Source organism: Clostridium sp. AM42-4 (genome assembly GCF_003480105.1).
Lineage (GTDB): Bacteria > Bacillota > Clostridia > Lachnospirales > Lachnospiraceae > Brotaphodocola.
In genome coordinates, this window is sequence record NZ_QUIK01000007.1 from 150,611 (window position 1) to 164,938 (window position 14,328).

Genomic DNA, 14,328 nt, shown 5'->3' on the forward strand with positions numbered 1-14,328 from the left:
CATGGCGGCTGTGGAAACTTTCGCCCATTTGATACTTACTGTGCTAAATTGTTATTTAGAGATATGCCTTCAGTGCCTCAACCTTGTCGAGCTTCTCCCACGGAAGATCTACATCGGTGCGGCCAAAGTGACCGTATGCTGCGGTCTGCTTGTAGATCGGTCGGCGCAGGTCAAGCATCTTGATGATGCCAGCCGGTCTTAAGTCGAAGTTCTCACGGATCATCTCAACCAGCTTCTCGTTAGAAAGCTTTCCGGTTCCGAAGGTGTCTACCATGATAGAGGTCGGATGTGCTACACCGATCGCATAGGAGAGCTGGATCTCACACTTGTCAGCCAGTCCTGCTGCTACGATATTCTTTGCAACGTAACGTGCTGCATATGCTGCGGAACGGTCTACCTTGGTGCAGTCCTTACCGGAGAATGCGCCGCCGCCGTGACGAGCGTATCCACCGTAGGTGTCTACGATGATCTTACGTCCGGTCAGTCCGCTGTCTCCGTGCGGTCCACCGATTACGAAACGGCCAGTCGGGTTGATGAAGAATTTGGTTTCTGCATCTACCATCTCTGCCGGAAGAATCTCGTCGAATACATACTTCTTGATATCTGCATGGATCTGCTCCTGGGTTACTTCCTCGTCGTGCTGGGTAGAAAGAACGACTGCATCCAGACGCTTCGGCTTACCGTTCTCATCGTACTCTACGGTAACCTGGGTTTTTCCATCCGGACGAAGGTAACGGAGGGTTCCGTCCTTGCGGACCTTGGTCAGCTGGCGGGCCAGCTTGTGAGCCAGTGCGATCGGGTACGGCATGTACTCCTCAGTTTCGTTGGTTGCAAAACCAAACATCATACCCTGGTCACCTGCACCGATGGCATCCAGTGCATCATCATCCATGGTGTTCTCTTTTTTCTCCAGTGCGGTATCTACGCCAAGCGCGATATCCTTGGACTGCTCATCCAGTGCCACGATCACACCGCAGGTATCGCAGTCAAAGCCATATTTTGCACGGTCATAGCCGATCTCACGGACGGTCTCGCGCACGATCTTCTGAATATCCACATAAGCATTGGTGGTGATCTCGCCCATAACCATAACCAGACCGGTGGTGGTGCAGGTCTCGCACGCTACACGGCTCATCGGGTCTTTTTCCATCAGCGCATCCAGGATTGCATCGGAGATTGCATCGCACATTTTGTCCGGATGTCCCTCAGTAACGGACTCGGAAGTAAACAGTAACTTTTCCATGAAAATCCTCCTTAGAATAATATAATATTGAAATAAAACAAAAAGAAAAGTCCGTAGCAACGCCGCGGACTTGATTTCTGATTGATCAAATCCTCTTATTGCTCGATTTCTCGCTCAGGTTGGCACCTTCCGCACGCTCCTGCCTGTGGCATTTCGTGAGGGGTTGCCGTGACTTCACAGATCCTTTGTATCTCCATCACTCTGAATAAGGGATTACGCACTTTTCAGTTGTCAGTTACACAGCCATGAGCATAGCTGCGTGTCATATCTTAGCAGATACCCTATAGGCTTGTCAAGGGGTTTCTCGTGATATTTGTATAAATGAGAAAAAAGGGACCGCGCAATGACGCGGTCCCCAATGATCTTTATTGATTCTTTAGCGGATTTTACCCTGTACCCATGCACCAGATGCGTCTACATAGTAGTTATCCGGGGTCCAGGTGTTGGTCAGCATGTTGCCGTTGGTCAGGTCGCAGTAATAATACTTGCCGTCTCCTGCCTGGATCCAGCCGGTACGCATATATCCTACACTGTCGAAGCAATACCACTGGTTATTGATCTGGAGCCAGCCATTAGTCGGGTAGGTGCCATTTGCGAAGCGGTACCACCAGCCCACGCTGTCCTTGATCCAGGATGCCTGCTGGCTGCTGGCCGGGGAATTGGCAGTGCTTCCTGAGCTGGAAGAGTTGGTTACGTTATTGTAATTACCGGCTTTGATGTTTGCCAGCATCTCATCGTCTACATAGATGTAATCAGACTCGTACCAGTCACCTTTTTTGTTGTTGCTGTTGGTCGCACGTACCTTAAAGTAATATTCACCCTCTCTGGTAATGCTGGAAGCGAAGTTGTAATATTCGTTGCTTGTGGTCACTGCACTTCCTACAGAGCTGCTGCCACGGTACAGACGCACTTGATAGCTTACTGCGCCTGAAGTAGTCTCCCAGGTTGCAATTGGGGAATTGTCGTTCTGCCAGGTTACATCGTCGATTTCCATGGTACCTTCCAGACTATCCAGCTTTACGGTAATGATCAGTGTGGAGCTGGAATCTTGTCTTCTGGAAGAAACGTAAGTTGCCTTGGAACCTTTTAAGGTAACCTTTGCCTTAGTCATGGAGTTGAAGTAGTAGTCACTATCTGCCTCCAGTGTGATCTCCACTCTCGGCACATCGCCGTCTACCCACTCTCCATCATCGTTTACAATGTCTACGTCGGTAACGTCATAATTGCTGCCATTTGCACTGGCTGTTACACTTCCGCCGCTGTCTCCCACGGTAATATCGGAATCGATGGTAATGCTGACACTGGTGATCTTGGTGCGGCTCTCTGCTGCAAATGCAGAACCCACTGCAAGAGCACTTAACAATGCCGCGCCGATAAAACCGGCAAGTCCCTTTTTCCATAACTTCATAATGCTTCCTCCTTTTACACACTCTTGATTTTTTGATCCGTATACCCTTGGTTTGCTTTTTGATTACTTATAGGATACCGGAAAAACGTGTACAGATTGTGTCCAGAACATGACAAATTCTCTACAGAATTTAACGATTTGTTTACAATTCTTACCAAATCTGCGCATTTCTTATGTCTTGTCAGGGTCCTGATCCATTTACCGGCAAGCCGCCGGTATGCCATATAACACAACAGGCTGTCCGTTCATCCTATCCTGATAAAACAGACAGCCTGTATTTGGTCAGCCAATCTTTAAGCGGAATTTCTGTGCCTCCTTCTCGGAGTCTACCATTTCGATGGCAGCACCAAGAGCCTGGAGCTTTTCCTCAAATTTTTCATAGCCACGCTGGATATAGCCAATCTCGTCTACCACGGTGTAGCCCTCTGCCGATAACCCGGCAAGCACCAGTGCTGCACCTGCTCGCAGATCCGGAGACTCCACGCGGGCCCCGGTAAAGCCTCTCACACCGTCGATCACGGCTACATTGCCTTCTACCTTAATGCTTCCACCCATGCGGGCCAGTTCATCCACATATTTGAACCGATTCTCAAAAATGCTCTCGGTAATCATGCTGGTGCCCTCTGCTAAGGCAAGCGTTACCGCCATCTGCGGCTGCATGTCGGTCGGGAAGCCAGGGTATGGCAGAGTCTTGATGTTGGTGGAGTGCTGCTTCGGTCTGCCTACCACACGGACCTCGTCATCGCCCTCGATCACCTCACAGCCGATTTCAATGAGCTTTGCGGAAATAGCCTCCAGATGCTTCGGAATGACATTTTTTACGGTGATATCGCCCCGGGTGACCGCTGCTGCACACATGAATGTACCTGCCTCGATCTGGTCCGGAATGATGGAATAATCGGTTCCATGCAGAGTCCTGACACCGCGAATGCGGATCACATCGGTTCCTGCACCCTTGATGTTTGCACCCATGCTGTTTAAGAAGTTTGCCACATCTACAACATGCGGCTCTTTTGCTGCATTCTCAATAATGGTCATGCCCTCTGCCATGGCTGCTGCCATCATAATGTTGATGGTTGCACCTACAGAAACCATGTCCAGGTAAATATGGGCACCCACCAGATCGATCGCGTGGGCATGAACTGCTCCGCACTCGATCTCAATCTTCGCGCCCAGAGCCCGGAAGCCCTTTAAGTGCTGGTCAATCGGTCTGCTGCCGATGTCACAGCCGCCAGGAAGCGGAACCTGCGCACTCTTATATTTGCCCAGCAGTGCACCTATAAAATAATAGGATGCACGGATGCGGCGGATATATTCGTCATCGACCGACACCTCGCGGATGGTTGATCCGTTGATTTTTACCGTATGACGGTCAATCCGGTCCACCCGGGCACCGATCTCCTGGATTGCCTCCAGAAGAACATTGATATCCCGCACATCCGGAAGATTTTCAATGATCACGTCTTCATCTGTCATAATGGAAGCCGCCAGAATGCCAAGCGCTGCATTCTTCGCTCCGCTTATCACAACATCTCCGACCAGCGGACTGCCGCCTTTCATAATATACTGATTCATTACACACCTCTATAATCAAAAGTAAACCTTTACGATTCTATTAAATCTTTATGATTATACCACAGATTCCGATTTTGTAAAGTAGAACTCCGATAAGCCTGTGGTTTTTGTATACACTCATTGCTGTTCACAGGCAGGGATTTTCTGAACTGAAAATCCCCTATGAGATCCTATGGCAGATTTACCGCACAGATAAAGTCATTGCCGCGGACGCGGAAGAACTCGGTGCTGTCGTTGAGACCGGCCTTATAGGTTTCTCCCGTCTGCGGATCATACACGGTGATGTTATACTGGTCAAAGCCGCAAAGGACCAGATATTGTCCTTCCCCAGTATACGCTGCCACCGGGATTCCCTGGTCTATGAAGTAAAGCATCTGTGCCAGACTGCTTCCCCTTGCATTTAATACCGCAAGCTTTTCATTTTCATAAACCGTATTTCCCGTAAAATCATCCAGATAACGGGCCAGCGGTGCAAACACAGACTGTGGGTCGCGGATGTTTCTGATATTCCCGCGCTTTACGCGGTTCCACAGCACATTGCGGTCCTTATCCGTCACAAACCCCATCTGGTCGTAGGCCAGTGAAAGTGCCTCTGAAAAATCGGTCGTCACCTTTAAGAGATGGCCGCTTCCGTATGCATAAAATTCCATATCCGAAAGCTGGTAGTTGGACTTTAACTCCAGACGGTCGGACTGTTCGTAGCTCACCCGCTTCGGTGCCTGGATGCGGACACTCCGTCCATTCTTGATTTCCTCATCGAGCTGCACAAAATACACGCGCTCCTTCTCCGGTGATGCAAACCAGCCGATGCCGTCCATCTTTCCATTTCCCAGCTCTGCATTGCAGACAATGGTGTCCTCCGGGCTGTCTGAATAGCTGTGTGCCCCGGTTTTCATGACACGCTTTAAATGGATCCGGCTCTCATCTACAGTAACCTCTGAAATGTAATAGCCGTTCTTCTCGTAGCTAGTCTCCTCCTGCATCTGGTCGTTGATGATGTGGACACTATACATAGGAAGATTCTCTGTACGGCCATTCACCAGCCAGCTGTCCTCTTCCCTGGCTGTGCCATATACCAGATCCCGCCCTACAAAGCCAAGGGCGCGGACATATTCCCCGTCCCCGGAACGGACATCGCGGTTTTCCCCGGATTCCAGATCCATCAGGTGCAGGACCTTCGATCCGTAAAGGGATCCCTCCTGCCAGGCAATACGCTTTTTATCGCTGCTTACTGCAAAGGTTCCTTCTTCAAGGGAATCTGCCACAACCATATTTTCCCGGCTGTTCATATCGATTCCATACACTGCATGATCCACATACAGGTAAAGCATACCGCCGGAGGTCTGGCTGGCAAGCTGGTTCATGTCTGCCGCAAGCTGCTCATAGGAGCCGGAATACGGAATGAAATAGCGTTCCTCCAGTGCATTATCCCCGGCTGAATAATGATACCCGGCAATTCCGTTTTCCCCTTCGTGGTTTCCGCGGTTCATGTAGCCATACACCAGAAAGTCCACGTCTCCGCTGTCCTCCACGGAAAGGATCTTTACGTCATGATGGTCGTAGTTACAGCGCACATCCGTGCTGTCATCGTCCCGGAAGGAAAAGATCTGCACCGCACGCCGTGCCCCGGGCTCATAGCTCCACAGATCCCGGTCTACACGGAAAACGCTGACCCTGCCTCCTGCGCTTTTTACTAATTCGATCCGGTCATCCCCTGTAATACCAAGCAGGATTCGCTTTCCGGAAAACTCGCTGCGGTCCCCGGCAAAGATCTGGTTTACTGTACGGTCATACTGCATCATGTAAATGCGCAGCTCATTCCACTTCATGGTGAAGTCTTCCTCAACCTCATAGGTTTCCGTGCCTTCCTCGTCCTGGCGCTTTGCCCGGTAGGAAAGCTGGATTCCACACATGACACCATCTAGCTCCTTTAAGCGGATCTCCACCGGCTCTTCCGGCTGCATTCCCAGTTTTCCCCAGGTCAGCTGGGAAAAGCTGGAGTGGATAGACGTATGCCCGAAGGTCGTGTTGTCCTCTGCCGGGCTGCTCTCCAGATAGGTTGTCAGGCTTCTTGCCTGCTCATAATCAAAGGTTTTCATGGAAAAGTCCGCCGCCAGATCTACCATGGCGCGGGCATGCTCCTGCGCATCGGTCCACAGGATCCGGGTATAATAATAGACCGGCCCTGCAGCTTCTGTATCGAGCTGGAGCTTTAGCTGGTACTCCCGTTCCTTTGTCAGAAGGTTCTGGATAGGAAGTATCGCAGTGATGCCGTTTTCCGTTTGCTGCCAGTCCGGCACCTCTGTTTTTTCCACCAGACGCGCCCGGTCCATGCTGCGTACCTCATAGCTGATCCCGGTAACCCCGGTCCCCTCAATGTTCAGCTCCAATGCCCGGTCCGGCGGAAGGATCGTCAGTGTCTCCCCCGCTGCTACAGAATTCATTTCCTGACGGTAACCATAAAGACGGTTCATGTCGCGGCCCAGCATCTGGACTGTAACGCTCGGAAGCGTTGCTGCTTCCATATCTATATATACGGCCTGCTCCTGGCCGCGGTTCCATCGGTTATTCGCGAAAAAAAAGACGCCCAGCGCCGCCGCGAATACACCGGATAAAATTGCAATTCGTTTTACGATGTGATTCATATAGTTCTGATTTCCTTATTATTATATTGTTCCAATTAATCTTTTTTATCGTTGCTTCCTTATTTTACCTTGTTTTCCTGTTCCCCACAAGAAAATGTTTTCTTAATTTTCGCTTGCTATAATGTCCCCCATCCTTTATAATAGATTTACACATTCCATCTATTCATAATAAAAAATTCTTGTTTTCTATATTTCCTGTTTTATCTATTTTATTTTTATTATGTTCCCATTTTACTTACAAACACAAGCCTGCTTATTTTTTATCTTATCTGGAGGTATTTTTATGATATACGAAGCATTTCTGGAAACAGTAACCAACAAACTTCAGGAGGCTTTAGGCGATGCTTACCAGTTCACGCTCCGCCCGCTTCCGAAAAACAACGGTGTTACCCTCGACGGACTGACCATCCAGAGCCCCGGCTCTCCAGTCGCACCCACCATTTATTTAAATCCCTACTACGAGCAGTACCAGCGCGGAACAGATATTCACGAGATCGTCCTCGACATCTTAAAGCTCTACCGCACCACCCCGTCTCCTGCCTTTCTTCAGCCAGATTCCCTGGAAAACTTTTCTGAACTCCGCTCCCGGATCATGTTCCGGATCATTCATAGCGCGTCTAACCAGGTGCTCTTAAACGATCTGCCACACCTTCCCTATCTGGATCTTTCCATTGTATTTTTTGTTTTTCTGGAACGCAATGAGGCCGGCCAGATGACCGCCCTCATTCATAATGAACATATGAAACGCTGGAATGTATCCGTAAACGACCTGTGGAATGCAGCCAGCCGCAACACTCCGCGGGAATACCCGGCCCAGATCCAGAGCATGGCTGACCTGCTCAAGGAGATCGCACAGAAAAATATGGGAGAGCACTACGACCCGGAACTGATCCAGGATCTGCTGGACTCCGACGATGCTGCACCGCTTTATGTGCTCAGCAACAGCAATGGCCTTTACGGTGCAAGCTGCATGGTCTACCAGAACGTACTGAAGGACTTCGCAGACCACCTTCAGGCAGATCTGATCCTTCTGCCATCCAGTGTCCACGAAGTCCTTCTCACACCAAATCTGGAAGATTCTTCTTATGAAGACCTTAGCTCCATGGTTACTTCCATCAACCGCCAGGAAGTTTCCCCGGAAGAACAGCTTTCCAACCAGGTTTACCTGTTCAGCCGGAAGGATGGAAGCCTGAAGGTCGTTTCCAATGCACCGGAGCTGGTCGGAGCATCGGCACTGTCCTGATGCATTTCGCCTTTCCGGTATCTCTGTCTGACGCGTCCGGTGCATTCCCCTCCCGCTGGATGTTCCTGTCTGACGCATCGGCTCCGTCATTGAGATATTTTAGAAGATCCGGCTTCCGGCCTGGTAAATGATCACGGCAAAGCACCACGCCAGAACGATCTGGAACAATACCATCCAGATCGTAAATTTTAAGGATCTTGTCTCACGCCGGATGGTTCCCACTGCAGCCACGCACGGGGAATACAAAAGACAAAATACCAAAAGTGCATAGGCATTCGCCATACCAAACCCGGCAATTCCAAGCACCTTGGACAGCTCTGCCATTCCGGCGGCAGAGTTGATATTGCTGATTCCATACAATACGGAAAAGCTGGATACCACCACCTCTTTTGCGGAAAGTCCGGAGATCAGCGCTACCGCAATCTGCCAGGTGCCAAGTCCCGCCGGTTTTAAGATCGGAACTAAGAGCCGGCCGATCGCTGCCGCAAAGCTCTGGGTTACATCGGTCTCGTAACCGTGAATGCCAAAATTCAACACAAACCAAAGTACAATGGATGCCACAAAGATCGTGGTTCCGGCCTTGGTCAGATAATCCTTTACCTTATCCCATACATAGATTGCCACGGTTCTGGCATTCGGAGTCTTGTACTCCGGAAGCTCGATCAGAAGCGTATCCTCATCCTTATTCTTCTCATGCTTATGAAGGATAAAGGCGATCGTGATCGCAACGATGAGACCGATCACATACAGGGAATACGCCGCTAACATCGCATGCTCCTTAAAAAACATCTCTGCAAACAGCACATAGATCGGAAGTCTTGCAGAACAGGACATAAACGGGGTAATCAGGATCGTGCGGCGGCGGTCACGCTCTGTCGCCAGCGCCCTGGTTGCCATAACCGCCGGAACAGTACAGCCGAAACCGAGAAGCATCGGAAGGAATGCCTTGCCGGACAGTCCGACACGGCCCATGATCTCATTCATGACGTAAGCAACACGTGCCATATATCCGCTGTCTTCCAGAAACGCCAATGCCAGAAACAGGATGAAAATGTTCGGCAGGAAGGTCAGGATACCGCCCACACCGGCTACAATACCATCGACTACCAAAGAGATCAGCCAGTCTGAAGCATCTACATGCTGCATAGCCGCCAGAAGTGCCCCGGAAAACCATTCCAGTCCAATCTCAAAATAGCCCTTTAAGAAATCTCCCACAGTAAATGTTAAGAAGAACACCAGCGCCATAATTCCGAGAAAGATTGGAACACCAAACACCGGATGTGTCAGCCACGAATCGATGCGGTCTGTCGATGCCGATTTTTCGTCCCGGCCCACCATACATTCTTCCATGACCTCTTCGATATAGTTATACTTCTCGTTGATGATATCTTTTTCGTAGTTTTTCCCTGCGATATGGCTGATATCCACCGGATGGTCTTTCATGACCTCCGGGTCCTGCTCCAGAAGCTTTACGGCATGCCAGCGCATGTTTTCCATATCGCCGTATTTTGCCCGGAGGATTGTTTCAATCTGCGTGATTTTTTCTTCAATCTCCTGATCGTAATGCACTACGATGCCCTGCGGTCCCTCTTCGTAATGGTGGACCACTGCGTGCATCAGAACATCCAGTCCGGTGCGCTTTCTTGCAGAAACCGGGACAACCGGGATTCCGCCCAGCATCTCCGGAAGGCGGTGCAGGTCGATCTCCATGCCGCGTTCTTCCACGATATCCATCATGTTCAGTGCCAGAATAACCGGCTTTTTCAGTTCCAGAAGCTGTAAGGTTAAGTAGAGGTTTCGCTCCAGGGAAGACGCATCCACCACGTTGATGATGACGTCAACCTCACCCTCCTCGATGCAGCGTCTGGTTACAATTTCCTCAATCGTGTAAGAAGTCAGGCTGTAAATGCCCGGAAGGTCAATGACCTTGATCGGTCTTCCCTTATAATTGGTGCGGCCCTCCACACGCTCTACCGTAACACCGGGCCAGTTTGCCACCTTCAGATTCGCGCCGGTAAACGCATTAAAGAGCGTCGTTTTTCCGCAGTTCGGGTTTCCGACGAAACCGACACGGATTTCGCGGTTGTCTGTTTTTTTACCAGACTGGTTCGCGCTTTTCTCCGTTGGATTTTCCGGCTGTCCTGCCTTATCTTTGTTCTGCTGCATCTCAGTCATGGCTTCGCACCTCCATTTCTGAAATCTCGATTCCGTCACTGATGCGCTTACCCACAGCCAGCCTTGTACCGCGCACCTTAAAGATCACGGAACCGCTTCCTTTCTTGTTTAAAAGAGTCACCGGTGTCATGCTGTTGACTCCGAGTGCCTCCAGACGTCTGGTAATCGTCTCATTCACAGCCACACTGTCTACACGGTAGGTGCGGCCAATGATTCCTTCACTCAATTTCATAGAAAACAACTCCTTATAGTTAGCAATTAGTAACCAGTACATAAAAATATACCCTTATTGATAAATTTTGTCAATAAGGGTATATTTTTAAGACTCCAGTTCCAGCAGTGCCTGTTTCACTTCCAGCATCCGGTCACGCAGCACAGCTGCCTCCTCGAAGTTTAGCTCTGCAGCGGCCTGATGCATCTTCTTCTGGATTTCTTTTACCAGCTTGTTCAGTTCCTTGGCACTCATGGACTCCAGATCCTTTTCATCTGCCGAAGCATCCTTCTCCGCTGCCTTGGAGATTGCGATCAGGTCCCGCACCGCTTTCTTGATGGTGGTCGGAGTTATGCCATGTTCCTCGTTGTACGCCTGCTGGATCTGGCGGCGGCGGTTCGTCTCCTCGATTGCCACCCGCATGGAATCCGTGACCGTATCCGCATACATAATGACATGCCCCTCAGAGTTCCGGGCCGCACGGCCAATCGTCTGAATGAGCGATGTTTCCGAGCGCAGGAAGCCTTCTTTATCTGCATCGAGGATTGCGACCAGGGTGATCTCTGGAATATCCAGACCCTCTCGCAGCAGGTTGATGCCGACCAGCACATCAAACACATCCAGACGCATATCGCGGATGATCTCCGCACGTTCCAGCGTGTCGATGTCAGAATGCAGGTACTTGACCCGGATTCCGATTTCTTTCATATAATCGGTTAAGTCCTCTGCCATGCGCTTGGTCAGTGTGGTGATCAGGACCTTGTGATGCGCTGCCACCTCTTTGTTGACCTCGCCCACCAGATCATCGATCTGCCCTTCTACCGGGCGCACAGAGATTTCCGGATCCAGAAGGCCGGTCGGGCGGATGATCTGCTCTGCCCTAAGGAGCTCATGCTCTGCCTCGTAAGGGCCCGGTGTTGCGGAGACAAACATCATCTGGTCGATCTTGCTCTCAAACTCTGTAAAATTTAACGGACGGTTGTCGAGCGCCGATGGCAGGCGGAAGCCATAATCCACCAGCGTGGTCTTTCGCGAACGGTCCCCTGCATACATACCGCGCACCTGCGGCAGCGTGATGTGAGACTCATCTACAATGATAAGGAAATCATCCGGGAAATAATCGATCAGCGTCCACGGCGGCTCCCCCGGTTTTCCAAACGTCAGGTGCCGGGAATAGTTCTCAATGCCGGAACAAAAACCGGTCTCCCGCATCATCTCCACATCGAAATTAGTGCGCTCCGAGATACGCTGTGCTTCCAGCAGTTTATCCTCACTCTTAAAGAAAGCCACACGCTCTTTCAGTTCTTCCAGAATATTTTCCGTGGCAAGCTGCATCTTCTCTTTCGGCACAACATAATGGGATGCCGGGAAGATGGCAATATGGTTTAACTGCAGCTTTGCCTCTCCGGTCAGCGTGTCGATCTCCACGATCCGGTCGATCTCGTCCCCGAAAAATTCAACCCGGTATGCCGCACTGTCGGAATACGCCGGAAAGATTTCCAGTACATCGCCCCGCACGCGGAACGTACCGCGGTGGAAATCCATGTCGTTGCGGGTGTACTGAATATCGATCAGCTTGCGGATCACCTCATCCCGATCTTTTTCCATGCCCGGACGCAGGGAGATCACCATCTCCTGGTAATCGATCGGGGAACCAAGACCGTAGATACAGGAAACCGATGCCACAATGATGACATCCTTCCGCTCGGAAAGTGCCGCAGTCGCGGAATGCCGCAGCTTATCGATCTCGTCGTTGATGGCGGAATCCTTTTCAATGTAAGTGTCCGTGGACGGAACGTAAGCCTCCGGCTGATAATAATCGTAATAAGATACAAAATATTCTACGGCATTCTCTGGGAAAAATTCCTTCATTTCCCCGTAAAGCTGCGCCGCCAGCGTCTTATTGTGGGCAATGATGAGCGTTGGCTTGTTCAATGCCTGAATGACATTCGCCATGGTAAAGGTCTTACCGGAGCCCGTCACACCCAGCAATGTCTCGAACTGATTGCCCTCCCGAAACCCTTTTACAAGCTCAGCAATAGCCTGCGGCTGGTCGCCGGTGGGCTGATACTCGGAATGTAACTGAAAATGATCCATAATTCCTCCAAAATGTGAATCGTAACTTTTTAACTCTGCTTACCATCAATTTTTACGGTGACACTCACACATACATCACAATGGGTTTGCTTTTCTACATTAGAAATATAACACTTATCCAGGCGTTTTTCGTCCATAAAACTCCCAAAAGCCTGGGTATAATATCTTGGAACATACCCCAATACTCTCTGCTCTTGATCCATTACACAGATTGCAGTTTTGTCGTAGATATTTTCCGATTCTTTTTTTAAAAAAACTTCTTCATCGTGGTGCAAGGGCACTGACTTTTCACAATTTTCTCCCCCGCATCCAAGATAATGCCTTCTTGACGTAGGGCACTTCCAAATTAAATACAAATAATCTTTACCATTTTTCAGTGACATATCACTCCTGCTTTCCGAAATAGACTAATTTCATCATTTCTGTTTTACTGAGTAAAAATTTTAAGATCAAAGAAAGAAGAACTGTTATCGTAAAGCGGAGACCACGTCATTTTCCCATTTTCTTCAACAATGGCCCAATTATTCTGATGCCTGTCTGTATTTCCGATCAGATAATCGAAAATAACCATATCCAAAAAATCTTCGACTGGTACAAACTTTCGTATAGACTGTAGTACCATTTCTATGGAATATTTGTTTCCAGACACCCGGTCCATAAATTTTTCCGGATCATATTCTGGATATAGCGACGTAATAAAATGAATTCCTTCTAACAAAATCTGAGAATCCCGTTGTATGATATTATAGCTCATAGAGCCTTCACGCCCATGATAAACGCCTAACTCAAACTTTGCACATGGTAACCCGAGTAATTGTGCTATTTGCGATGCTAAGCATTCTGATACATGATCTGTTGTTTCAACTCTTCTATAAATATTACTATAGCATATGTCTCATAAAAAGTACAGTATTTTCGAACATAAGTTCTGTTTTGTTTCAGTTTTGTTAGAACACAATCTGCACCAGCACCATATAGCACACAGATCATCGCCGGAATCAAAAACTGGTCCGGGCCAAAGACGACCAGACAGCCCACACTGGCAATCAGACCTGCCCAGGCACTGATGTGGTGCTTGTCTTTTAACCACTGTTCTAAAAAGATAACGGCAAACATGGCTGTCATGACAAAGTCCAGTCCTTCCGTCTCAAAACGGATCAGGTTTCATAAATTAAAACCTTTCATTTTGTAAAAATTATATCTTAATCAGCATAGCATAACTGGTAAATTATTGCAATTGCGCAAGAAATACAATATATTTTCCTTTTTTCTTAATAATTTAATAAGAACTTTTATATTTTTTTATTTTTCGAACATAATTTGGACACATTTTCCCGCTATAGTATATTCTTGTCCTAAGGGACAGAGGAGGAAAAAATTATGATGAAGAAAGTATTTAACAAATCCATGATCGCTGTTGTAGCTGCTGCTGTGGTAGCTATGGGAATCACCGCTTGCGGCGGCACCAAAGAGGAGACCACTGCTGCAGAGACTACTGTAGAAGAGACCACTGTAGAGGAGACTACTGCAGAGGAGTCCGCCGAGGCTGAGGAGTCTTCTGAGGAAGAGGCTTCTGAGGAGGAGTCTGTTGAGGCTGAGGATGCTTCTGAGGAGGAATCTGACGAGGCTGAAGAGTCTTCCGAGGAGGAGACTTCTGAGGAAGCAGCTGAGGAGACCACTGCTGCGAACTAATAAATTTATTTCACTTTAATAGGGCCGTGTGAGTTGCCG

The 14,328-nt window shown here is 49.1% G+C and carries 12 protein-coding genes and 1 riboswitch; of the genes, 2 read left to right on the top strand and 10 right to left on the bottom strand.

Annotated features, from left to right (window positions below; all coding sequences use genetic code 11):
• Window positions 1–55: 55 nt before the first annotated feature.
• From metK to DW922_RS07655, 4 genes are all read right to left on the bottom strand, one after another.
• On the bottom strand, window positions 56–1,243 hold the full coding sequence (gene metK / locus DW922_RS07640; RefSeq protein WP_118726228.1) for a methionine adenosyltransferase: 1,188 nt from the start codon (window positions 1,241–1,243) through the stop codon (window positions 56–58).
• A 92-nt stretch (window positions 1,244–1,335) separates the two neighbouring features.
• A riboswitch (SAM riboswitch) is annotated at window positions 1,336–1,455 on the bottom strand.
• A gap of 164 nt (window positions 1,456–1,619) precedes the next feature.
• A complete protein-coding gene (locus tag DW922_RS07645; protein ID WP_118720915.1) occupies window positions 1,620–2,651 on the bottom strand; it encodes a hypothetical protein in 1,032 nt (343 codons plus the stop codon).
• Window positions 2,652–2,933: 282 nt separating this feature from the next.
• Window positions 2,934–4,226 (bottom strand): UDP-N-acetylglucosamine 1-carboxyvinyltransferase, encoded by a 1,293-nt coding sequence (locus DW922_RS07650; RefSeq protein ID WP_118726229.1) that lies wholly within the window; start codon window positions 4,224–4,226, stop codon window positions 2,934–2,936.
• A 170-nt stretch (window positions 4,227–4,396) separates the two neighbouring features.
• Window positions 4,397–6,871: a hypothetical protein gene (locus tag DW922_RS07655; RefSeq protein WP_118726230.1), complete on the bottom strand. Its 2,475-nt coding sequence runs from the start codon at window positions 6,869–6,871 to the stop codon at window positions 4,397–4,399.
• 283 nt (window positions 6,872–7,154) lie between these two features.
• Here DW922_RS07655 and DW922_RS07660 point away from each other — a divergent pair, with 283 nt between their 5' ends.
• Window positions 7,155–8,114, top strand: coding sequence for a DUF5688 family protein (locus tag DW922_RS07660; RefSeq protein WP_118726231.1), 960 nt, complete (start codon window positions 7,155–7,157; stop codon window positions 8,112–8,114).
• A gap of 99 nt (window positions 8,115–8,213) precedes the next feature.
• Here the strand turns inward: DW922_RS07660 and feoB are convergent, their stop codons facing one another.
• The 6 genes from feoB to DW922_RS07690 form a co-directional block, all read right to left on the bottom strand.
• Window positions 8,214–10,289: a ferrous iron transport protein B gene (gene feoB, locus DW922_RS07665; protein WP_118726232.1), complete on the bottom strand. Its 2,076-nt coding sequence runs from the start codon at window positions 10,287–10,289 to the stop codon at window positions 8,214–8,216.
• Entirely contained in the window at window positions 10,282–10,521 is a 240-nt protein-coding gene (locus tag DW922_RS07670; RefSeq protein WP_118720911.1) for a FeoA domain-containing protein, read from the bottom strand. The genes feoB and DW922_RS07670 overlap by 8 nt, the downstream gene beginning before the upstream one ends.
• Before the next feature lie 87 nt (window positions 10,522–10,608).
• Window positions 10,609–12,597, bottom strand: coding sequence for an excinuclease ABC subunit UvrB (gene uvrB, locus DW922_RS07675; protein ID WP_118726233.1), 1,989 nt, complete (start codon window positions 12,595–12,597; stop codon window positions 10,609–10,611).
• Window positions 12,598–12,626: 29 nt separating this feature from the next.
• A complete protein-coding gene (locus tag DW922_RS07680) occupies window positions 12,627–12,980 on the bottom strand; it encodes an HIRAN domain-containing protein (protein WP_118726234.1) in 354 nt (117 codons plus the stop codon).
• 44 nt (window positions 12,981–13,024) lie between these two features.
• Window positions 13,025–13,489 (bottom strand): HipA domain-containing protein, encoded by a 465-nt coding sequence (locus tag DW922_RS07685; RefSeq protein WP_118726235.1) that lies wholly within the window; start codon window positions 13,487–13,489, stop codon window positions 13,025–13,027.
• Window positions 13,429–13,722 (bottom strand): hypothetical protein, encoded by a 294-nt coding sequence (locus DW922_RS07690; protein WP_118726236.1) that lies wholly within the window; start codon window positions 13,720–13,722, stop codon window positions 13,429–13,431. The genes DW922_RS07685 and DW922_RS07690 overlap by 61 nt, the downstream gene beginning before the upstream one ends.
• A 255-nt stretch (window positions 13,723–13,977) precedes the next feature.
• Here DW922_RS07690 and DW922_RS07695 point away from each other — a divergent pair, with 255 nt between their 5' ends.
• Window positions 13,978–14,289, top strand: a complete 312-nt coding sequence (locus tag DW922_RS07695) for a hypothetical protein (RefSeq protein WP_243032117.1) — start codon at window positions 13,978–13,980, stop codon at window positions 14,287–14,289.
• The last annotated feature ends 39 nt before the right edge of the window (window positions 14,290–14,328 follow it).

What these genes read in the sequence shown, in the direction of transcription:
- metK (WP_118726228.1), bottom strand. Translation starts at nt 1,243, where the DNA reads ATGGAAAAGTTACTGTTTACTTCCGAGTCCGTTACTGAGGGACATCCG.
- DW922_RS07645 (WP_118720915.1), bottom strand. Translation starts at nt 2,651, where the DNA reads ATGAAGTTATGGAAAAAGGGACTTGCCGGTTTTATCGGCGCGGCATTG.
- DW922_RS07650 (WP_118726229.1), bottom strand. Translation starts at nt 4,226, where the DNA reads ATGAATCAGTATATTATGAAAGGCGGCAGTCCGCTGGTCGGAGATGTT.
- DW922_RS07655 (WP_118726230.1), bottom strand. Translation starts at nt 6,871, where the DNA reads ATGAATCACATCGTAAAACGAATTGCAATTTTATCCGGTGTATTCGCG.
- DW922_RS07660 (WP_118726231.1), top strand. Translation starts at nt 7,155, where the DNA reads ATGATATACGAAGCATTTCTGGAAACAGTAACCAACAAACTTCAGGAG.
- feoB (WP_118726232.1), bottom strand. Translation starts at nt 10,289, where the DNA reads ATGACTGAGATGCAGCAGAACAAAGATAAGGCAGGACAGCCGGAAAAT.
- DW922_RS07670 (WP_118720911.1), bottom strand. Translation starts at nt 10,521, where the DNA reads ATGAAATTGAGTGAAGGAATCATTGGCCGCACCTACCGTGTAGACAGT.
- uvrB (WP_118726233.1), bottom strand. Translation starts at nt 12,597, where the DNA reads ATGGATCATTTTCAGTTACATTCCGAGTATCAGCCCACCGGCGACCAG.
- DW922_RS07680 (WP_118726234.1), bottom strand. Translation starts at nt 12,980, where the DNA reads ATGTCACTGAAAAATGGTAAAGATTATTTGTATTTAATTTGGAAGTGC.
- DW922_RS07690 (WP_118726236.1), bottom strand. Translation starts at nt 13,722, where the DNA reads ATGACAGCCATGTTTGCCGTTATCTTTTTAGAACAGTGGTTAAAAGAC.
- DW922_RS07695 (WP_243032117.1), top strand. Translation starts at nt 13,978, where the DNA reads ATGATGAAGAAAGTATTTAACAAATCCATGATCGCTGTTGTAGCTGCT.